This window comes from Sellimonas sp., from assembly GCF_047234585.1.
Lineage (GTDB): Bacteria > Bacillota > Clostridia > Lachnospirales > Lachnospiraceae > Sellimonas > Sellimonas caecigallum.
Map to the genome: position 1 here is coordinate 1 of NZ_JBKSWG010000024.1, position 21,143 is coordinate 21,143.

Here is a 21,143-nt window from a genome sequence, read left to right on the forward strand (position 1 = left end):
ACAAAGTGTGGTGGAATTTAACTCTGCACTGGAATTTAAAATTTCAAGTTAGCAAATCGCCAAACTTCTGCTTTACAGGGCGGTTGCTTATATGCTTTTCTGCCTGAAAACCAGAAAAACTGCGCCCCGTTTGCAAAAGGGCGCAGACAGTATGTCACTTATATACACTATTCCTACAATGCCAGCGGCATCTATCATCATTCATTAATACAAATGTTTTCCCTTATACTTTTCCCGTGTGGCCAGCCCGCCGCGGATATGCCGCTCTGATTTGTTTACATCCAGCACTTTTCTCGCTTCATTTGCCAGAGAGGCATTGATCTGGCGAAGCCGTTCGGTTACGTCTTTATGTATCGTACTCTTACTTACCCCAAACGCCTTTGCGGTCTGCCTCACTGTCGCATTATGATCAATGATATAATGTGCAATCTCCACTGCCCTCTCTTCGATATATTCCTTCATAGAATTCCTCTGCACTCACTATTTTTACAATGTATGCAGAAAAATCAAGCCTTATTCATTTTCGTATGCCCGGTCATGGCAGGTTTGGAGTATAGCGCGTCATTTTCTTTAGAATCCTGCTTTGCGCAGCTCATCCATCATAGCCGTTCGGCGATAATACATAGCACGCCATTTTTCTGCAATTTCTTTTGCCTTTTCTTTTCCATCCGGATATCCTTTGATTTTTTTCAAATATCGCATCCATTCTTTATATCGTTTCCTGTCGCTGCTTCTTTCGGACTCTTTATATAAATATGAAATATAGATATCCCTTACCTGTTCCGGGTATATTTTCTTTAACACCTTTTCATATTCATCCAGCCTATATATGAACAATTCATTTTTCATATTTTCAAGCATTCGTTCATACAATCCTTCTGCTTCCATTAATGGATACTGAATGTAATAATTCTTATTACTTTCCAATATCCGTTCTCGATATTTCCTCCATTCTTCATCTGTACAGATTGCTTTTAATTTATTTATATAAACTAAATCGTTCTGCGGACATTCAAAAATATAAAACAGCAGTTCTTTTTTATACGCCTTTTTATCGAAATGCTTTTCATATAAATCGATCAGTTGTTTGCTATATTCCGAAATCAGTCCCGGATACCCAATATCCAGATTTTTGCTTTCCTGTAATATCTCAATCGCCTGATTTATATTTCCACAGGCAAGATTCTCCTGTATTTCCAGCTTTCTCACTGCCGAAAATTGTCGGTTTTTCTTTCGATACTCTTTAATTTCTTCATCAGAATAATTTAATTTTTTCATGATTTCCAACCGTTTTAATACATTATCCTGATATCCATAATGCACACTCCATGTACTTCCACCATCTGTCGAAGACTTTTGTTTTTCTATCATTTCATCTAATGACTTCAGCTTTCGTTCTAACATTTCACGGTTCTGAAACTCATTCATCAGAAACTCCTCCATATAGTCTTCCATGTAGTCAATTACATATCCGCACCCCTGATGGCTGAGGAACCATGAGAACAGTTTATTTTTTTCTTCATCATTACAGTTTTCCAATATTTTTTTCCACTTCTCATAACATATATCTGCAACATAAGAAGTTCCCCCATCGGAATCATCTATATCTATATTTCCGATTGTTTTAAAAACATAATTTGTCATCTCAAAAGCCTGCAAATAGCAGTTTCGTTCAATAAGCGTCTCTACATTTTCATTTAAAAAATCCTGCAGTGCAGATGTAAAATCCCATGCATTTCTGTAATCAATAAATCCACTTCGGTCCCCATACTGATATACAATATTATCCACTTCCTGTTTTAACCGGTTCATCTGTTTTTCATCGATCCTTACCGCATATCTTGTCAAAATCATATTATAGATTTCATCATTTTGCTCAGCCAGTTCTTTTAAAAGTATACGCAACTCTTCTTCCGGAATTTTTTCAATCGTTTCTTCCAGTTCTTTACTTGCTCTTATTCTTCGCTCCATCCAGGTTTCTTCTATCTCATTTTCTTCCCCTTCTGTCTCTTCCATTTTATACAAGATGGCCGCCATATGTTTACAATAGTTACCATCTTCCGCATATGGGCAGGAACAGTACATATCACAAATGTTCCCCTCCTCTATCTCAATTTCCACTTCATAATCTTCTGTCCCCTCAACAATCGCCCGATATCCATTCTTTGTTTTCTGGAATTCTGTCACTGCCCCGTCATAGTAATAATTTCTTCCTCGTTCTAAAATATGCTCCCCAAATAAATTTTTCCATCCCTTCATAATATTTTTCCTCCGATTGCAAATGGCTACTTTTAGTATAGCATCTCTTTAACATTCATAAAAGAAAAACAGCCTTACCCGGCTGCTTTCTTACATTAACCTCTTTCTATTTCCTACTATTATCCATACAGGATTTTCTATTTTGTTACCATCATATGTATGGTATTTTTGCTTGCTCCAAACACTGATAAACCAATATGAAAAATACAAATCAAAATCAGAACGGCAGATCGTCGTCTTCGTCCCAGTCGTCGTCAAAATCATCGCCGAATGCCAGATCGTCGTCCAGATCAAAGTATTTCTTAAACTGCTCATCGTACTGATCGATCTTTTTGTTCAGCTTACGGGCTGCCTCCTGATTCCCCATTGCCTCATAAAGTTTGACTGCGGCGTTGAAAAGCGGGACATTCTTGTCCTCACATACAGACTCTTCATTTAGCAGGCGTTTTGCTCTTTCTTCTGCTTCTTCCAGTTCATCTGCTGCTATCTGTGCGTAGATCAGAGCTGCTTCCACAAGCGGGTTGTCCGGTTCTTCCTTCTCCCAGTCTTTTGCGTAGCGGATTGCATCTGCTTCCATTCCCTGGTCCAAAAAAGAGCAGACAATGCGAAAACGCAATTCGGACGGGCTGTCTTCTTCCCAGCAGAAGGTATCCATAAGTTTTTTGCAGACCGTGCGCAGATCTTGATGCCGCCCGTTGATATCAAGTTCATCCATGTAGTCTTCGATCCAGCCCTGAATATCATACTGATAGTCTGTCTCTTCATCCAGAAGGAAGAGTTCTTTTGCATAATCCGGATCCTTCTCCCTTCCGGACTGTATGATCTCCATCAGTGTAGCGAACCCTTTATCCCAAATGCCGGTGTCTTTCTTTTCTTGAATCATGCCAATGTAGCATTCCCCTGTGATCTCATCAAACTTCTTCCATAAATTTTTCATCTCAATTCCTCTTTTCTTGATTGTTCTTTGTCATTTTATTTCTTTCGTTTATCTGTCGGATACTCTGGCAGCGATCCAGTTTGTAACAGATAAGCGCGCTCTGTTCCAGATCTTCTCCTCCGAGGCCTACCGCCTGGATCTGATTGTTCTCATATGTTTTATAATAGTAGATTCCTCTTTCCGTTCCTGCACACGAAGAGTAAGTCGTCACATCGCAGTGTCCTTTTTCGGTGCGGACTGCTCCTTTTACCATGCCTACCTGATCCAGTATGTGAAAACACTGGGTCACGTTTGCGGTTTCCTCTTTTGCACACACAGACGTTTCTTTCAAAAATACTGTCCGCACAAATCTGGATGCGGGAGATGCATCCCCCGGAAGCCCCATTCCTCCCATGCCCTGTCCGTATGCCTTCAGTCCGATCCGGCGGGACATGCGGTTCTCCGGGTAGGATGCCGTGACATTCAGATAATTTTGCAGATTTATCTCATGATATGGAAACGGTGGGTTGTTTGTCAGGACTCCGTATGGATTTTCATAGATTCGAAGTCCTTCTTCCATAGGTTCCAGCACGAGACATTTTTCCTTATCCGCCAGCATCCAATGAAGCGGTGCCGAAGGTACGTTTTGGTCAAACCACGCATCTGTGATGTTTGTCTGCCTCAGAAGGATTTCCGCTTCCCCGACCGTGGCACAAGAGGAAAGTATCCACGAGATCAGCTCAAAAGACGCTACATTTTTGGCTCCTTCCTTTTCCTTCTGATAGCAGGCATTGCCCGGAAAATTGAGGCCGGCCATACAAAGTCCCTTCTCGTTCATAGCATCTGCATAAAGGGGCGTGTCTCTCAGTACGGTGGCCATTCCCACCATGGCGTAATGCCTCCCGGCGCTTCCCTGACTTTTCCAGACAAACGGATAGTTCCTGGGAGTAATGACAACCTGCTCTCCAAAGGAATATTCCAAATCCAGATTTCTGCCAAAGTAGAATCCTCCGTTTTCAAATTTCAGGCAAGTGCACATTTTCCTGCCTCCCTTCGTTACATACGATTTTCAATGTGTTACATGAACTATTTTGCTTTTTCTCCTCTGTTTTTACTATACCATTCTTCCTCTTTTTCTTCCAGCTTTTGCCGTCTTTGTCTGTCAAAAAAAATCCATTCATCCAGAGTAAGGGGCTCATAGTCCGAAAACTGGCAGAAGCAGTTGATCATCTGGCAGGGAATGCCGTCTTCCTGTCCGGTCTTGAAATCTGTCCTTCGGATGTTCCTTGTCCGCTTCTGAAACATATCTACCAGACGTTCATCCATACTGTCGTGGACATGTCCGTAGAGCATGTATGTCCTGGGATTCCCACGTTCATCCCTTCTGTACTGGCCGTTATAACAGAAGATGGGATAATGGCTCAGGATCACTTTTCTCCTGTTGTCCTTCATCTCCGCGTATGACTTGATCCATACAAAACGGTTTCTGTCAAACTCGGGATTGTCCAGGTAATGGTCATGGTTCCCCTCGATCAGATACAGCCTCCCGTGGAGCTTTCTGAGCAGGGCATTCGTCTTTTCTCCCTTTTCCTCTGAGAAATCCCCCAGTATCACGACTTCATCATTTGGGCGCACTTTTCGGTTCCATCTTTGGATCATATATGCATTCATTTCCTCTGCATCCGCAAATCCGCGCTTGTCCATCTTCTCATTCAGTATCGTACTGAAAAAATGACAGTCTGCTATATAATATCTCATGTTGTTCCCTTTCTATACATCATATCTGCATCTTGCAGTTTCATACTTTTTCTTGCACTCTTCTGCTGTCCATATTACAATAAAAATAGTTATTTTTAAAGGAGGTTTTCCAAATGTCAGATTTACCGAATTCTTTTGACGCATCAGACTGGGAACTGTCTGATGATTTTTATACAGAAAACGCGGAGCAAAAAGAACTTCGCCTGGAGGATTTTATGATTCCGGAGGAAGAACACTCTTCTTCTCCAACAGATTTTGAGGATCCGGAACTTGCCAAAGTTGTTTCTGACGTGCAGCGCGTGCTGGATATCTATTCCCAGGGGCTTGATATCGCCGGAATCGCGGAAAAACTTTGTCTGGACACAGAATATATCCACACGATCCTCTACTGTGCACAAGGTTTTGCGGAAGATGATCCCATCGCCGTGGCTCGCCTTGTCATGATGTCATAACCCCTTGACAAAAGGTTTCCGCTCCGATATAATCAAGACAGTGCACATAGATGCAACTATTTTAGAAAGGATGAAAAGACAATTTTATGGACGACTCAAGCGACAGTGATTCTGAGCATCATAATTTTGTAAAATCTCATATAGATACGGATATAAGGTATAGTCTGCCGTTCCATGGGACAGCGGGCTATGCCTTTTTGCGTATTTTTATACGGCTTCGGAGGTAAATCGAACATACGGCAGACAATCTGTCTTTCCACTTTTATCTCAGAACACAGCGAAATAAGATTTTACAAAAATAATGAATAAAGGAGAATCAATTTTGAACTCAATAGGACCACAATTATTATTACAGGCAGTTTTAATTTTTCTCAATGCATTTTTTGCGGCGGCAGAAATTGCCGTTATCTCCCTCAATGCCACCAAACTCCGCCACGCTGCGGAAGAGGGAGACAAAACATCCGGGAAGCTCCTGAAGCTGGTAGAAGAGCCTTCCGGTTTCCTCTCTACCATCCAGATCGGTATTACCTTGGCCGGTTTTCTCGGCAGTGCCTTCGCCGCCGACAATTTTTCCGGCTATATGGTTGATTTCATCTACTATCGTCTTGGATTTACAGCCATTCCGCTTGGAACGCTCAGCACGATTTCCGTCGTGCTCATCACGATCATTTTGTCGTACTTTACATTAATTTTAGGGGAGCTTGTTCCGAAAAGGATCGCCATGCAAAAATCAATGGAAACTGCACGCCTCGTCTACGGAGTTGTGTCTTTCGTATCTGTTGTCATGCGTCCGGCCATCGCCTTTTTATCATTTTCCACCAATATTGTGCTTCGTCTGTTCGGTATGAAGACGGAAGCTGAGGAGGAGTCTGTGACGGAGGACGAAATCCGCATGATGGTAGAACTCGGGGAAGAAAAGGGAACGATCGACAGCAGTGAAAAGGAATGGATCCAGAATGTGCTGGAGTTTGACGATACGATAGTCCGCAACTGTATGACTCACGAATCTGATATCGAAGCAATCGATGCGGAATCTTCTGTAGAGGAAATAACAAAGCTTATCCAGGAAACCGGGCTTTCCCGTTTTCCTGTGTACCGGGAAAACCGCGACGATATCATCGGCATCCTGTATGCCCGTGATTTTCTTTTGAAGCTTTCCGATCGGAATCATACGGAAACCGGCGCTGCTGAAATTCATCTGGAAGAGCTTTTAAGACCTGCTTATTTTATCCCGGAGACAGTACATGCCTCCACTCTTTTCAAAGATATGCAGCAGAAAAACATCCACTTCGCGGTAGTGGTAAATGAGTACGGGGATACGTCTGGTATTGTGACACTGGAGGATTTGATGGAAGAAATCTTCGGAAATATTTACGACGAGTTTGATGAGGATGAACCGGAAGAAATACAACAGGTAGGGGAGAATCTCTGGCGAATCTCCGGAATGGCTTCCGTGGAAGATATCGGAGAAAAACTTGATATCGACCTTCCGGAATCTACAGATTACACGACCCTTGGCGGAATGGTCTTCAGCCACCTGAAGCGGATCCCAAAAGACGGTACGACCGTTGATGTGGACGCCTGTGGGCTTCATATCCATGTAGATTCCATTTCCCGGCGAAAGATCCATTCAGCACTTGTGTCAAAATCGGACTCCCCTGATCCGGAAGAAGAATAACCGTTTTTTTCATTTAACAAAAGCCAGGTACGAAATGCACCTGGCTTTTTTGTTTACAAATATTTTTCTGCTATGGCCTTGACATCCTCAGAATGCTCTTTTACCCATTCTTCGTAAGTTTTTCCGGAGTTTTCCACCGTTTTCCCAAGCTCTGTCAAAAACTTCGGTATATTTCTTTTCAGCATCATGCCGGAAGACTGGCTGATCGTTTCTTGTCCCTGAAGACTGCACCCGTTCAGATAGACAGTAAAGGCAGGAACCATCTCTCCGTCTTCTTTTTTGGCTCCGCCCTGAAATCCGATGGCGGCCGTCTGGTGCGTACCACAGGATGACGGACATCCGGAGATGTGGACGGATGGAAGCGCCCCGTCGGGGATGTTTGCTTCCCGCACCGCCTCCACGCATTTTCGCAGCAGATCCTGTGAGTCTCGCAGACCGTGCTGGCAGACTTTTGCTCCAATGCATGCGACAGAATGTTCAAAACATGTCTCTGCCCCGCCTTTTGTGATTTCCAATACTTTTCCGGCTTCCTCCGCCGTGAGATTGATGATATAAGCTGTCTCATCTGTGGAGAGCCGTACTTCTGCCTCCTCCATCTCTTTGATGGCATCGTAAAGGTTCTGCATTACTTTCAGGTCCGGCACACCTCCGATCGGATGGTAGGAAACGGCATACAATCCTTCCTGCTTTTGTGGAATTACCCTCTTGTGTACGATCTCGCCTTTTCCGGTCTTGCGGATGATCGTCTCTTCCGGACAGATTCTAAGATCATCCCCTGCTTTCGCTTCCTGAAGTTTTTCCAGATATTTCTCTTTCAGACCTTCCCTTCCGAGCGTATCCTGCATGAAACGCGTCCTCGCCTGGGAACGCACTTTATAGTTTCCATGCTCCACAAAAAGATCTACCATCGCTTTTGCGTAGTACAGGACTTCCTCCGGACAAATGCGCTCTGCCACACACACGCCAAGTTTCGGCTTTAATCCAAGTCCTCCCGCAATGTACACGTCAAATGTTCGGTCGCTGTTTGCCACAAATCCCAGATCCCGGTATGTGGCATGCACCACATTGTCCTTGTTATTGGAAAAGCAGACCTTCAGTTTTCTCGGGAGTGTAACTTTTCCGATAAAAGAAAGCAGGTAATCGGACATGGCCTTTGCGTACGGCATCACATCGAAAGCTTCGTCCGGATCCACACCTGTCAAGGGGGATACCATGACATTTCTCGGAAAATCCCCCCCTCCTCCTCTGCAGATAATCCCATTTTCCAATGCTTCCGCCGCGATGGAGCATATCTCCCACGCCTGCAGGTTGTGAAGCTGGATCGTCTCACAGGTTGTGAATTTCATCATTGGGATATGATAGACGTCCTTCATTTCCATCAAAAAGCGAAATCGTTCTTTTGTGAGCTGACCACCCGGTATCCGGATCCGCAGCATTCCCGATTCTCCGCTTTTCTCCGCATAACTTCCAAATCCTCCGGAGATTCCTTTGTACTCATTTCTCGGAAGCACCCCTTCATAAAATTCATTTGTCTTTTCTTCAAAATACTCATAGTCTTTCAGAAATCGTTCTGCTGTCTTGTCCATTTCTTCTCCTCCTTCTTTTAATGTACACGTGTTCCCTTTTTTTATACAGAAGAGTGGTTCCTTATTTCATACTGTCTCCGGATCATCCTCCAACCAAAAGAAGGTACCGGTAAGCTCCTCTGCTGCCGGTACCCTCCTCTTTGACACTCTTACAGGATCTCGCTGTTCTTTCTCATATTTTTATACTCTGCCACGGAACGGTCAAATCCCTTAATATGATGGAAAAGCCAGTCTGTCACTTTTTCATTGAGCTGTGCCACAAACGCATCTGTCGGACCTTCGTCTTCTTCCAGCATTTCGTGGAGCTCTTCTACCGCTTTTTTGAACTCTGCATGTTTTGCTTTATGTTCTTCGATACCAGGATATGCAATCTCTTCCTGCAGTTTTTCTTCTTCCGCAAAATGAAAATCTGTGTAATCTGCCAGATAATTCAGAAGCTTCACTGCTGTCGCCTTGTCCTGATTCGTCTCGCATGCTTCCTCAAGGGATGCAATCTTTTCGATCAGCTCTTTGTGCTGCCCATCGATCATTTCGTTTCCTGTTACCAGACTGTCGTCAAATACTGCATACATTTTCTTTTCCTCCTTAATATAAATAGTTTATCTTTCTTTGTTTTCTATATCCATGATCATGTCGACTCTTCTCTGATGGCGTCCTCCCTCGAACTCTGTGCCAAGGAATTCATCTATGATCATCTTTGCCAGCTCGATTCCGATCACTCTCGCCCCAAATGCCAGCACATTGGCATTGTTATGCTGTCTGGAAAGTCTCGCCGTGTATGGCTCGCTGCACACGACCGCACGGATTCCTCTGACTTTGTTGGCTGCCAGTGAAATTCCAAGCCCAGTTCCGCAGATGATGATCCCCAAATCTACTTCCCCGGATGCGACAGCCCGTCCCACTTTCTCTCCATATACCGGATAATCGCAGCTCTCCTCAGAATCTGTGCCGTAATTTACGACTTCATATCCTTTTTCTTTCAGATATTCTGCGACCTGCCGCTTCATCTCTACCGCTGAATGATCGTTTCCTAATCCTATTTTCATGGCTTTTCCCTTCCTTCTTGCAATTATAATAGATGTCTGTATGTCTTATTATAATTGTTTCCTTACTATTTTACAACCTTCTTCGCCCGAAGATTTCCCTTTCGCCTTTACAAACTCCCCGTCCGGAAATATAATGAATCTGACTTTAATGATAAATCCAGGAGGAAGATTATGATACGACTGATTGCAAGCGACCTGGACGGCACCCTTCTCAAAAACGGCGCCCAGGACCTCAATCCGAGACTTTTTGAACTGATAGACGCATTAAAACAGCAAGGCATCCGCTTTGCAGCCGCAAGCGGGAGACAGTATGCCAACCTGTACCGTCTCTTTGGCCCAGTCCGCGACGATATTTCCTACATAGCGGAAAACGGATCCCTCTGTGTGCATGAAAATGCCATCCTCTCTTCAGGGAATATTGACCGGGATCTTGTCAACGAAATCGTTTTGGACGCAAGGAAACAGCCTGACTGTTCCCTTCTTTTTTCCTGCAAGGATCACTGTTATGTAGAAAAAGGAAATGAACGCCTGTATGACCATGTGAAAAACCACGTTGGATATGACACCATACTAGCCGACGACCTGACTCTCATTCCGGACACCTGCCTCAAAGTGGCCATCTGCAATTTTGACGGCGCTTACCGTTCCATGGGCTACTTTACCGAAAAGTACGCAGACCGCATCAAGATCGTCACATCCGGCAATATCTGGTTTGACTTTATCGCTCCGAACGCAAACAAAGGGACCGCTCTCGCCGGGCTTGCAGATCATTTTGGCATCTCCCGTGAAGAGTGCGCTGCCTTTGGAGATCAGTTTAACGATGTAGAAATGCTGCAGTTTGCCGGCACAAGCTATGCCATGTCCGACTGTGCCGCCGGAGTGGAGACTTATGCCACACACAGAACAGATTCCGTGGAAAAGATTCTGGAACAGATCCTTGACGGAACGATCGGACAGGAAGGTGCGTAATGATGTCCTCTCTTTTATCTGATTTTAATGGCGCATGCTACGATACAGAAGCCCTTTACAAAGACTGTGTCCTCTGCCCCCGTATGTGTCATGCCGACCGGACTTCCCGACCGGGATTTTGCGGCTGCGGTACTTCTATACGGGCTGCAAGAGCCGCTCTCCATTTTTGGGAGGAACCTTGCATCAGCGGTACCGGAGGCAGTGGCACCGTCTTTTTCAGCGGCTGCACACTTCGCTGCTGTTTCTGCCAGAATTATCCTGTCAGCTCAGGAAAAGTGGGAAAGGAGGTTTCCCCGGAACGGCTGTCCGAAATCTTCCTCTCCCTCCAGGAACAAGGGGCAGAAAACATCAGTCTCGTGACTGCCACCCAATATCTCCCATCTATCCTCTGTGCACTTTCCCGGATAAAAGACGACCTTACCATCCCTGTCGTCTACAACTGCGGCGGCTATGAGCGCGTGGAGACGCTTCGGATGATGGAAGGCTTCGTGGACATCTATCTGCCGGATCTGAAATACCGAAGCAATGAGACTGCCCTTCGCTATTCTCAGGCAAAAGACTACTTTTCCCACGCCTCTGCTGCCATTCAGGAAATGATCCGGCAGACCGGAGCGCCTGTCTTTGACGAACGCAATGTCATGAAGCAAGGCGTCATCATCCGTCACATGGTACTTCCCGGACAAAAAGAAGATTCCATCCAGCTTCTTCACTGGATGGAAAAACATTTGAAAAAAGGTTCTTATCTTCTTAGTCTCTTAAGCCAGTATACACCATTTTACAAAGCGGACCAATATCCGGAGATCAACCGCCGCATCACGACATACGAATATAGGAAAGTGCTTGACACTGCCATTTCTCTTGGTCTTACCGAAGGATATATGCAGGAAAAATCAAGCGCCAAAGAAGAATATACCCCGCCTTTCAATCTGGAAGGTATCTGACTTGGAACGTTCTCATGAAATACTTATGCCAGAGTGATCGTGTAGGATGCGTCAAAGACCTGCCCCGGCGCAAGGGCATTTCCCCACTCACGCTCTTCCAGCTTTTTATCAAAATCTGCTCTGTCACATCTTCCATACCACGGTTCGATGCAGACAAACGGCGCCTCTCCGCCTTTCGGCGCCCAGATGCCAAAAAGCGGCGCTTCAAAGTCCACCTTCACATATGCTTTTCCGTCCGGATCTTCCAGAGCCGCCTGGTGGGCCTGATTCCCTTCTATAACAAGCGCGTCCTGAGAAAACAGATCTTTTGTGATCCGCATCTTTCGGTTCTCCAGCGGATACAGCGCTTTCTTCTCCGTGAGAAGGCCGCCTTCCCCGATGACGCTGCTGGTCAGCGTCTGGTCGGTATCAAAACAGATGCTGTAGTCCGTCTGTTCTCCTTTTCCATTTACCGGACACTGAAATGCCGGATGTCCTCCGATGGAGAAGTACATCGTCTCTTCATTGATATTCTCCACTTTCCACAGAACCCGTACCTTTCTTCCTTCCAAACGGTATCCTACGGACAGGCAGAAAGAAAACGGGTATACTTTCTTTGTTTCTTCCGTGTCCTTTAAAGAAAACCAGATCTCATTTTCTGTCTGAGATACAAGATCAAACTCCATATCCCGTGCGAATCCGTGCTGGGACATGGTGTATGTCTGCCCTTTATAAATACTTTCCTTGTTTTTGTAATTTCCTACCAGCGGAAACAGGACCGGAGATGTCCGTTTCCAGTACTTCGGATCTCCCTGCCAGAGATATTCCACTCCTGTAGAGTTATCCTTCAGCGATTTCATCTCCGCTCCCTGTGCTGTGATCTCCACAGTCAATTCCTTGTTAAAAATGCGATACATATTCCTCGCTCCTTTTATTTTTCTTTGCATACCTGGAAGATGTAAAACTTCAGATAATACGATTCATCCGCCGCCCAGAGGATCGGATGGTCCGGTGCCTGTGTCCGGAATTCCACCTGTCTGAGCCGACAGTGGACGCTTTTAGCGGCCTGCGCGATCGTCTTTGTAAACAGCTCATAATCCATAAAATGAGAGCAGGAGCAGGTAGCAAGATAGCCCCCGTCTTTTACGAGCTTCATCCCCCTCATGTTGATCTCCCGATATCCTTTCACAGCATTTTTGACCGAACTTCTTGATTTCGTGAAAGCCGGCGGGTCCAGGATGACGACGTCGTACTGTTCGCCTTGTTTCTCCAGTTCCGGCAGAAGCTCAAATACATCGGCGCTCAGAAATGACACGCTCTTTTCCAGACCGTTTAGCTCTGCATTTTTCCGAGCCTGCTCCACCGCCAGATCCGACGCATCCACACCCAAAACGCTTTTTGCCCCTGCAATACCAGCGTTCAGGGCAAAAGAACCGGTATGGGTAAAGCAATCCAGGACACGCGCGTCTTTGCATAACCTCTGGATCGCAAGACGATTATATTTCTGATCCAGGAAAAATCCTGTCTTTTGTCCGTCTTTCACATCTACAATATATTTTACCCCGTTTTCCTCGATCAGTACGTTCGTGTCAAACTCATCTCCGAAAAATCCTTTTACTTTTTTCAGTCCTTCTTTTTCTCTTTCCTTGGCGTCGCTGCGCTCATACACGCCCCGTATATGTATCCCGTCTTCCAAAAGGATTTCTTTCAAAAGCCGGATCAGAAGCTCTTTGTATCGGTCCATTCCAAGAGCCAGCGCCTGAAATACGAGAACATCCGAAAACTTGTCTATGACCATGCCCGGAAGGAAGTCTGCTTCCCCGAAGACGATCCGGCAGCTTCCAGTGTCCACTGTCTTTTTCCGGTATTCCCAGGCGTCGGCAAGGCGTCTTCTGAAAAATGCCTCATCGATTTCCTGGTCTGCATTTCTCGTCAGCATCCGCACCCGTATTTTGGAATTTCTGTTGATAAACCCTCGCCCCATGGCAAATCCGTCAAAATCTTTTACAATGACGATATCTCCGTCTTCATATGTTCCAAGAACGTGCGCAATCTCATTGTCAAAAATCCATGCGCCGCCGGCTTTCAACATCCTTCCTTCTCCCTTTTTTAATATAACAACTGCAAAACTCATACTCTTTGATCTCCTGTATCATCATTCTGTCTAATACCGTTTTATAACATCCCTATCATAGCATATTTCCCCTGCAAATGGAATGGAGGGAATCGAATAGGGGAAGCATGGCGGCTGCTTGCCAGGCTTATCGCACAAAAATGGCAGAAGGCTCATCCTGGCCTTCTGCCCTCTGATCTGCTAGCAGATAGATACTACCGTAAACCCTGCATCTTCCACAGCGTTTCGGATTTCATCGTCCGAAATCTGGCGGTCGTAGGAAACGACTGCCTCTTCTTTTTTCAGATTTACTTTTGCCACAGCTCCGTCAATCTTGTTGATAGCTGCCGTCACGCTGCTGACACAATGGTCGCAGTGCATTCCGGAAATCTTTACCGTTTTTTCCCCGATTTCCGGATGTTCCAACGTTTTTTTCGTCGAATCAACAAGCCCTTTTCCGCCGCCTCCGCAGCACGGGCCTTCGCCTTTGAAATGTTTGATCGTCCCTTTTACCGCAAATATAATGACGACAAGAACGATCAGCAATATGATAATGTCAGCCATGATATTTCCTTCCCGTACTGATTTTTTCCTGAATCAAACTTTTTTATTTTTGATATCAGCCTTTCTATCTTTTTCCATGAGAGGAACAGCCTCCGTTTAAGGAACAGTTTCCACCACAGCTTTGGCATCCGCTGCACCCGGAGCATCCGCCTTTTCCACTCTTTTTATCTTTCTGATGTTTATAAATAATAAACGCGCAATATCCAATGATCAGTACAAGGATGAGAATATCCAAAATATCACCGATCATCTGCCCCCTCCTTCTATCTCTCCTTGGTTTTAGCTTTTTAACAGATTTTGAAGTACTAGCTCCGAATCGAATCAACTGAAAATCCTTCCTTTTCCACTGCACTAATCATAACACATTCTTCCACTTCCCGGTCAAGCAATATTTCCACACAGCCTTTGGAAAGATTGCCCCGGGCAGCGACTCCATCTATCCGGTTCAGACTGTCTGTCACACTCTTCACGCAATGTGCACAGTGCATTCCTGAAATAACAATGGTCTTTTTTGCAATTACGGGTCCTTCCAGTTTCTTCTTTTTTATTTTATTGTTATCCGAGCAGGCTCCTCCTGCCGGGCATCCGATACATTTCACTCCGCTTCTTTTCGCTTTAATCAAATATGTGCCTGCCCCTCCGACAATTACTATTAAAATAAAAACAGCAATCAAATTTTCCATATATCCATCTCCCGAATGACAAACGGCAGACAAAGCTATCCTGCTCTGCCCGCCGCCATATACCTTACCACATTTACAATTATGCAGAATGTAAACTATACTGTGCTGCAAATTCTTTATCAGACTTACGTATTCTCCACAGGATGATCAAAGCAAATACTATTACCGCTATCAACCCTGGGACAAAAGCTGTGCCAAGAGAACCTGTTGTGATCAACGTACCGATCTGATATACAAAAAACGCTACCGTATAACCCGTCGCAAGCTGAAGGCAGATACCTCCTAACAGCCACTTTCCGCTTTTCATTTCTGAATTCATTGCACCAAGAGCTGCAAAGCATGGCGGTGTATAGAGATTGAACATCAGGTATGCTAAGGCTGCTACTTTTGTGAGCCCCATAATCGTTGCAACTTCACTTCCACTTCCAACCAATGCCAGTTCGTCTGTATCAATTAGATTTGTAACACCATAAACAACTGCCAGAGTACCCACCACGTTCTCTTTTGCTATGAAACCTGTCACTGAAGCTGCGGCCAGCTGCCATACCCCGAATCCAAGCGGAATAAATAAAATTGCAAACGGATGGGCAATAGATGCTAAAATAGACGTACTTTCCGCTCCTTCTTCCACAAGCTGAAACTGCCAGTTAAAGCTCTGCATGATCTGTACTGCTGTGTTGCATACCAGAATAATTGTTCCGGCTTTTACAATATAAGCCTTGCCGCGTTCTAACATAGACACGCATGCCCGTTTGAGGCTCGGCAGTTTGTACTCTGGAAGTTCCATAATAAAAAATGATTTTCTATACTTCTGACCTGTAACTCTTTTAACAAGCAATGCGCCTAACAATACGAGAACAATACCAACCAGATACATTGTCGCAGAAACCCACCATGCATCTGCGAAAAACGCTCCCGCAAACAAAGCAATAACTGGTATCTTTGCCCCACAAGGCATAAATGGGGTCAGCATAGCCGTAGTTCTGCGTTCCCTTTCATTCCGAATAGTACGGCATGCCATAACGCCCGGAATTGCACATCCTGTACCGATTACCATCGGTATCACAGATTTGCCGGAAAGTCCAACCCGTTTAAAAATCGGATCCAACACTACAGTTGCCCGCGCCATATATCCACAATCTTCCAGCAAGGCGATCAGGAAATACATAACCATGACTAACGGGAGGAACCCAACAACGGCGCCGACACCGCCAATAATGCCTTCTACCAGGAGTGCCTGCAGAAGCGGATTCGTATTCTCCATCAGACCTCCGACCCAGCCCTGGAAGGTTTCGATCCAGGCAACAAGCCAGTCTGCAATCCATGTTCCTAAAGTAGTCTGGGATATGTAGAACACCAAAAAGATAATCCCCGCAAAAATCGGGATGCCTATAATCTTATGGGTAATCACACTGTCAATTTTATCCTGTACATTTTTATCCTTTGTATAGACCTTCCTCTTTTCTACCTGTTTCACAATACCATTGACAAATTCGAAACGTTTCCTGTCAGCGGCTTCTACAGCAGCTTTATTTTTCAGATTGATATCTGGCTGTACATATGGCGCTTTTTGCTGTTTCCCTTTTAAAGATATCGCTTCGCTTACAACTTTTTTCAATCCTTCATGCCCAGACTCTGTTGAAACCGTCTTAACTACCGGACACCCCAGTTTTTCGGCCAAAAGTTTTTCATTGATCTGAGTCTGTTTCTTTTCAGTGATATCACTTTTATTTAGCGCAACCACAACCGGTATATCCAATTCTAAAAGCTGTGTGGTAAAAAATAAGCTTCTGCTCAAATTTGTGGCATCTACGATATTGATGATCACATCCGGTTTTTCGTTCTTTACATATCCGCTCGTAATGCTTTCTTCAGAGGTAAATGGTGACATGGAATATGCTCCCGGCAAATCTACCGCAATCATCTCCTCCAATCCATCGTAATAACTTTTTTTGATTGTGCTTTCCTTTCTCTCAACCGTAACACCTGCCCAGTTCCCGACATGTTCGTTTCTGCCGGTCAGAGCATTGTACATGGTTGTCTTTCCACTGTTAGGATTTCCCGCAAAAGCAATCCTCATAATGCAACCTCCTCCTTCTCTCTTCTAATTAGCATTAACTAATTTAATACGGTTAAACACAACTAACATTTGTGTAAAAATAGTGATCTGGCTCACTACTTTTTAATATATTTATATGGAAATAGCTTGCGCCAGATCACTATCAATATTATAACGTCCATCCTTAATGGAGACTACACATCCCCCTTTTATATGAGAAATTACCGTAATCGGTTCGCCGCTGTAACATCCCAAGGAGAACAAAAAAGCGTTCAGTTCTTCATCATCGGTTATGATTTCTTTTATGATATATTCTTCTCCCTCTTTGGCTTCCAGCAGATTCATATGACTCGCTCCTTGTAAATTTATTTCCTTTATTTGTAGATGATTTATTTCGAAATGCATACGTTATATTTTCTATTTTTTACGAGATTAGTATAAGCTAACCTCAGTAAGTTGTCAATAATTATTTGAAAATTTTCATTATTTCCTTTTCTTTAAAATTTCCTGTATCTGTCTGAGAGCATCCGTATATTTTTTAGAGACAGTGCCAGGATTGCGGTGCAGCACTTTGAATGCATGGCGGTATACTTTTTCCTTATGCATTCCCAGATTTCGCATTTCCTGTTCAAACTGTTCTTTCCATTTTAAGAGTTCTTCCTTTTTCTCTTCTACGCGGGTCTGATACTGCTGGAAGTCATCTTCCGCCACAGCAGAGATAACTTCCACCCTTTTTTGGAGCCTTCGGATCCGCTCGTCTTTCTCAGCCAGACGGACAACGATTTCTTTTAGATCCATCGCTTCGTTGAAGGACTGAGTAAAGTCTGCCGTGAAGATGACAGTCAGCAAGACAGCCGCCACATCCACTGCCATCTGTGGAAGCCAGAGGACGGCTCTCTCCACAGGCACATGGATGCCCATCACAAGAAGGACAGAGAACGCTCCCCATCCGAGAGAGGACGTCAGGCAAATATACCCGTTTACATTGTATTTCTTGTTGCTGTAGTCCCAGTAGCGCATCCGAAAAAGCCTCTCCATACAGGCTCCGGTAACATATTCAAGGACTGTTGCCCCAATCATGCCAAGCAAAAAGATCAAAAACGCATTGTCACGCACCCGGATGGTAAAGAGCAGCACGACGATGGCTCCCGTCCCATAGATCGGAAGGAATGGGCCGTGGATAAATCCGCGGTTGACCCATCTTCTTTTTTTCAGAGATACATAGCAGGACTCCCATATCCATCCGATCAAACTGTAAATGAAGAAAAATAAGATCCACTCGGTAATTGTATACTGATACACCATATTCTCCTCTCTTTTATTCTACTCCTGCTTTCTTGCAGATATCTGCCAGGCAGCATTTGTCACAGTACGGTTTCGTCCTGGCCGTACAGACTTCCCGTCCATGGTATACAAGACGATGGCAAAAGCTGTTTCCTTCCTCCGGAGGAACAAGCTTCCAAAGTTCCATCTCAACTTTTTTCGGTTCCTTGATCCCATCTACGATCCCCATTCGGTTGACAAGACGGATACAGTGTGTGTCCGTCACGATGGCAGGCTTCCCGAAAACGTCTCCCATAATAAGATTCGCGCTTTTTCGTCCTACTCCAGGGAGCTTCAAAAGTGCGTCGAAATCGTCCGGCACTTTCCCGCCGTACTCATCTCTCAAAATCTTCATGCACGCGCTGATATCCCTGGCTTTGCTCTTTCCTAGCCCACATGGTTTTACGATCGCCTCAATATTTTCCACGGGCGCGTCGGCCACATCTTCCAAAGTTGGATATTTTGCGTACAGATCCTGAACTACTACATTGACTCTGGCGTCTGTACACTGCGCCGCAAGCCGCACACTGATCAGAAGTTTCCATGCTTCGTTGTAGTCCAGTGTACATTCGGCATCCGGGTATTCTTTTTTCAGTCTTTCGATCACTTCAAGTGTCAGTTTTTTCTTTGTCATCTTTTTTCCTTCCTTTATTATTTCTGTACACGGATGACTGTGATATGATCCGGATTATCGTAATCTTTTTCGTATCCGTCATCCCGGTAATATTCATAGAGTGCTTCTCCCTTTTCCACATAGGAAATATATGTCAAATTTTCAAAGTCAATCTCCTGCGTACACACAGCAGGCCCTGCAAGTGGAACAAGACGTCCCGGCCGGATGAAGAACACCACTTCTGTGAGCGGAATCTCTACATAGTGATGCCCTGCGGCAAGGATTTCCTCCTTTTGAGTGCCGTCCTGGCAGAAGCGAACCATCTTCATAGCTTCCGGAAGATACACATATCTGCCCCTTGCATTCTGCTCATAGACAGGCGCCAGCATAATCTCCTCGCCAAGCAGGAGCTGATCTTCCACATCAAGCACATAACGGTCTTCCGGATAGTCAAACGCAAGCGGCCGGAACATCATCTCATCACGGACAGCCGCCTTCATATATTCACTGTACAGATATGGAATCAGTCTGTACCGAAGCCCGATGATATGTCTGAATCCCTCGATGCGGTCAAATTGATAGACTTCCTGTCTGCGGGTTCCCATGGCGGAATGGTTTCTCATAAGGGGTGTAAAAATGCCAAAGGCAAGCCAACGAAGCAGAAGATCTTCCGTCGTGTCCGCCCCAAAGCCTCCGAGATCCGCTCCCGTATACAGGAAGCCGCACATATTTAATGACGGCATCATCCGGATATTGAGAAGCAGATGGGACCACCAGGACATATTGTCTCCTTGCCAGATTCCCCCGTAACGATGCATTCCGATATAGGAAGATCTTGAGAACATAAGAATCCTCTTTTCCGGCTCCAGACGTTCAAACGCCTCTCCTGCCGCCCTTGTCATGGCAAATCCAAACAGATTGTGAACCCGGTCATGGCGGATCTTTTCCCCGTCCTTTTCGTGATAGAAATACTTGTAATCCTTCGTATTGTTGGACAGTCCGGTCACAAGCCCCTGGAATTCGAAAAAAGTATTCAGATCCAGATTTTTCCCCTGGTACTCTTTAATCTTTTCCATGACGTCGCTCAGGCGGTCTTCTGTATAAAATATAGACGGTTCGTTCATATCATTCCAGAATCCCTCGATCCCCTGATCCAAAAGGAACCGATACCAGTTTCCGAACCACTGTCTGGCCTCCTCATTTAACATATCAGGGAAAAGCGCTTTGCCCGGCCACACGGCGGCCACAAACTCGGTGCCGTCCTCTTTTTTACAGAAATATCCTTTCTCCATTCCCTCCTCATAGACCGGGTAGCCCTCCTCCTTTTTGACTCCGGCATCGATGATCGGCACAAGATGGATGTGTTCTTCTTCCATCTCTTTTACAAAATCAGGAAAATCCGGGAATGTCTCCTCATTGACAGTAAAATCTTTGAACCGCTCCATGTAGTCGATATCCAGATAAATGCTGTCCAGTCCTATGCCAAGTTCCCTGTGCTTCCTGGCCACTTCTCTCACATCATCAGCACTTTTATATCCCCATCTGCTCTGCCCATATCCAAAAGCCCAAAGCGGCGGGATATAGCTTCTCCCGATCAGGCGGCGGAACTGTTTTACGATGTCTTTCACATTTTCTCCCGTGATAATGTAAACTTCCAGGTTCCAGTCCGACGCCGTGATCCGAAGTTCATCGCTTTTTTCATATCCAACATCAAATGTCAGGATACCTGGGTAGTCGATGAACACACCAAACGGCTCTTTTCCATCCGCCACAAAAAAATTGTGTGCTCCATAAAGTGCATGTTTATCCTCCCTGTGCTCCGGGTCGTCGCTGCACTTACTCTCATAGATCCATCCTCTTTTATTGATGCCCCGCACGTTCTCTCCAAGTCCGTAGATCCTTTCTTCCGGATCCATCCGGTAAAGAAATGACTTCTTCTCTTCCCTTACTTCCAGATATGGAAGCGGTCCTTCGCTTTTTTCAGGTTTATTCAAAACAGCCTCTGTCTCGATCATATTACCAAATACATATCTTCTGATCATTTCCATCTTCCTCCTGCAATTTTCTCCATTTTAACATCAAATGCTTTTTCTGTTAAGCGAATTTTCTATTGACACTTCTTCAGATTTGTGCTAATTTTCCATTAATGACAATATATTGTGAAAATGATTAAGCGAATAATATTCTTATTCGCTGTCTTTTTC

At 44.9% G+C, this 21,143-nt stretch carries 22 protein-coding genes; 4 read left to right on the forward strand and 18 right to left on the reverse strand.

Going from position 1 to position 21,143, the window contains the following annotated elements:
* Positions 1-204 precede the first annotated feature (204 nt).
* From spoIIID to ACLROL_RS09795, 5 genes are all read right to left on the reverse strand, one after another.
* A complete protein-coding gene (gene spoIIID / locus ACLROL_RS09775) occupies positions 205-462 on the reverse strand; it encodes a sporulation transcriptional regulator SpoIIID (protein WP_087200759.1) in 258 nt (85 codons plus the stop codon).
* A gap of 108 nt (positions 463-570) precedes the next feature.
* A complete protein-coding gene (locus ACLROL_RS09780) occupies positions 571-2,259 on the reverse strand; it encodes an SWIM zinc finger family protein (protein WP_413067749.1) in 1,689 nt (562 codons plus the stop codon).
* A 217-nt stretch (positions 2,260-2,476) separates the two neighbouring features.
* On the reverse strand, positions 2,477-3,196 hold the full coding sequence (locus ACLROL_RS09785) for a hypothetical protein (RefSeq protein ID WP_413067750.1): 720 nt from the start codon (positions 3,194-3,196) through the stop codon (positions 2,477-2,479).
* A gap of 1 nt (position 3,197) precedes the next feature.
* On the reverse strand, positions 3,198-4,214 hold the full coding sequence (gene bsh, locus ACLROL_RS09790; RefSeq protein ID WP_087200747.1) for a choloylglycine hydrolase: 1,017 nt from the start codon (positions 4,212-4,214) through the stop codon (positions 3,198-3,200).
* Between the two features lie 47 nt (positions 4,215-4,261).
* Positions 4,262-4,933: a metallophosphoesterase gene (locus tag ACLROL_RS09795; RefSeq protein WP_413067751.1), complete on the reverse strand. Its 672-nt coding sequence runs from the start codon at positions 4,931-4,933 to the stop codon at positions 4,262-4,264.
* Between the two features lie 113 nt (positions 4,934-5,046).
* Here ACLROL_RS09795 and ACLROL_RS09800 point away from each other — a divergent pair, with 113 nt between their 5' ends.
* Entirely contained in the window at positions 5,047-5,385 is a 339-nt protein-coding gene (locus tag ACLROL_RS09800) for a hypothetical protein (protein WP_087200743.1), read from the forward strand.
* 322 nt (positions 5,386-5,707) lie between these two features.
* Positions 5,708-7,063 (forward strand): hemolysin family protein, encoded by a 1,356-nt coding sequence (locus ACLROL_RS09805; protein ID WP_287447868.1) that lies wholly within the window; start codon positions 5,708-5,710, stop codon positions 7,061-7,063.
* 53 nt (positions 7,064-7,116) lie between these two features.
* Here ACLROL_RS09805 and ACLROL_RS09810 read toward each other — a convergent pair whose 3' ends face one another.
* From ACLROL_RS09810 to rpiB, 3 genes are all read right to left on the reverse strand, one after another.
* Entirely contained in the window at positions 7,117-8,649 is a 1,533-nt protein-coding gene (locus tag ACLROL_RS09810) for a nitrite/sulfite reductase (RefSeq protein ID WP_413067752.1), read from the reverse strand.
* A 149-nt stretch (positions 8,650-8,798) separates the two neighbouring features.
* Entirely contained in the window at positions 8,799-9,221 is a 423-nt protein-coding gene (locus tag ACLROL_RS09815; RefSeq protein ID WP_087200736.1) for a bacteriohemerythrin, read from the reverse strand.
* A gap of 27 nt (positions 9,222-9,248) precedes the next feature.
* Complete coding sequence (rpiB, locus tag ACLROL_RS09820) at positions 9,249-9,695, reverse strand: ribose 5-phosphate isomerase B (RefSeq protein WP_087200734.1); 447 nt, start codon at positions 9,693-9,695, stop codon at positions 9,249-9,251.
* Between the two features lie 171 nt (positions 9,696-9,866).
* Here rpiB and ACLROL_RS09825 point away from each other — a divergent pair, with 171 nt between their 5' ends.
* Both ACLROL_RS09825 and ACLROL_RS09830 read left to right on the forward strand, forming a co-directional pair.
* Positions 9,867-10,664 (forward strand): Cof-type HAD-IIB family hydrolase, encoded by a 798-nt coding sequence (locus ACLROL_RS09825; RefSeq protein ID WP_087200732.1) that lies wholly within the window; start codon positions 9,867-9,869, stop codon positions 10,662-10,664.
* Positions 10,664-11,605 carry a radical SAM protein gene (locus ACLROL_RS09830; protein ID WP_246599112.1) on the forward strand — a complete coding sequence of 314 codons (942 nt, stop codon included), beginning with the start codon at positions 10,664-10,666 and terminating at the stop codon, positions 11,603-11,605. The genes ACLROL_RS09825 and ACLROL_RS09830 overlap by 1 nt, the downstream gene beginning before the upstream one ends.
* Before the next feature lie 23 nt (positions 11,606-11,628).
* On the opposite strand, the gene ACLROL_RS09835 is transcribed toward ACLROL_RS09830, so the two are convergent.
* From ACLROL_RS09835 to ACLROL_RS09880, 10 genes are all read right to left on the reverse strand, one after another.
* Positions 11,629-12,501: an aldose 1-epimerase family protein gene (locus ACLROL_RS09835; RefSeq protein WP_287447865.1), complete on the reverse strand. Its 873-nt coding sequence runs from the start codon at positions 12,499-12,501 to the stop codon at positions 11,629-11,631.
* A gap of 14 nt (positions 12,502-12,515) precedes the next feature.
* Positions 12,516-13,718: a class I SAM-dependent rRNA methyltransferase gene (locus ACLROL_RS09840; protein ID WP_288723994.1), complete on the reverse strand. Its 1,203-nt coding sequence runs from the start codon at positions 13,716-13,718 to the stop codon at positions 12,516-12,518.
* 180 nt (positions 13,719-13,898) lie between these two features.
* Complete coding sequence (locus ACLROL_RS09845) at positions 13,899-14,261, reverse strand: heavy-metal-associated domain-containing protein (RefSeq protein WP_087200709.1); 363 nt, start codon at positions 14,259-14,261, stop codon at positions 13,899-13,901.
* A 64-nt stretch (positions 14,262-14,325) separates the two neighbouring features.
* Positions 14,326-14,511 carry a FeoB-associated Cys-rich membrane protein gene (locus tag ACLROL_RS09850; RefSeq protein WP_087200707.1) on the reverse strand — a complete coding sequence of 62 codons (186 nt, stop codon included), beginning with the start codon at positions 14,509-14,511 and terminating at the stop codon, positions 14,326-14,328.
* Positions 14,512-14,566: 55 nt separating this feature from the next.
* Positions 14,567-14,944 (reverse strand): heavy-metal-associated domain-containing protein, encoded by a 378-nt coding sequence (locus ACLROL_RS09855; protein WP_087200705.1) that lies wholly within the window; start codon positions 14,942-14,944, stop codon positions 14,567-14,569.
* 79 nt (positions 14,945-15,023) lie between these two features.
* Positions 15,024-17,024 carry a ferrous iron transport protein B gene (gene feoB, locus ACLROL_RS09860; protein WP_087200703.1) on the reverse strand — a complete coding sequence of 667 codons (2,001 nt, stop codon included), beginning with the start codon at positions 17,022-17,024 and terminating at the stop codon, positions 15,024-15,026.
* 111 nt (positions 17,025-17,135) lie between these two features.
* Complete coding sequence (locus ACLROL_RS09865) at positions 17,136-17,348, reverse strand: FeoA family protein (protein ID WP_413067753.1); 213 nt, start codon at positions 17,346-17,348, stop codon at positions 17,136-17,138.
* 138 nt (positions 17,349-17,486) lie between these two features.
* Complete coding sequence (locus ACLROL_RS09870) at positions 17,487-18,308, reverse strand: putative ABC transporter permease (protein WP_318255615.1); 822 nt, start codon at positions 18,306-18,308, stop codon at positions 17,487-17,489.
* 13 nt (positions 18,309-18,321) lie between these two features.
* The gene (locus ACLROL_RS09875; protein ID WP_087200699.1) at positions 18,322-18,960 is read right to left on the reverse strand and encodes an endonuclease III domain-containing protein; all 639 of its coding nucleotides are present in this window, start codon (positions 18,958-18,960) and stop codon (positions 18,322-18,324) included.
* A gap of 17 nt (positions 18,961-18,977) precedes the next feature.
* On the reverse strand, positions 18,978-20,981 hold the full coding sequence (locus tag ACLROL_RS09880; RefSeq protein WP_087209037.1) for a TIM-barrel domain-containing protein: 2,004 nt from the start codon (positions 20,979-20,981) through the stop codon (positions 18,978-18,980).
* Positions 20,982-21,143 lie beyond the last annotated feature (162 nt).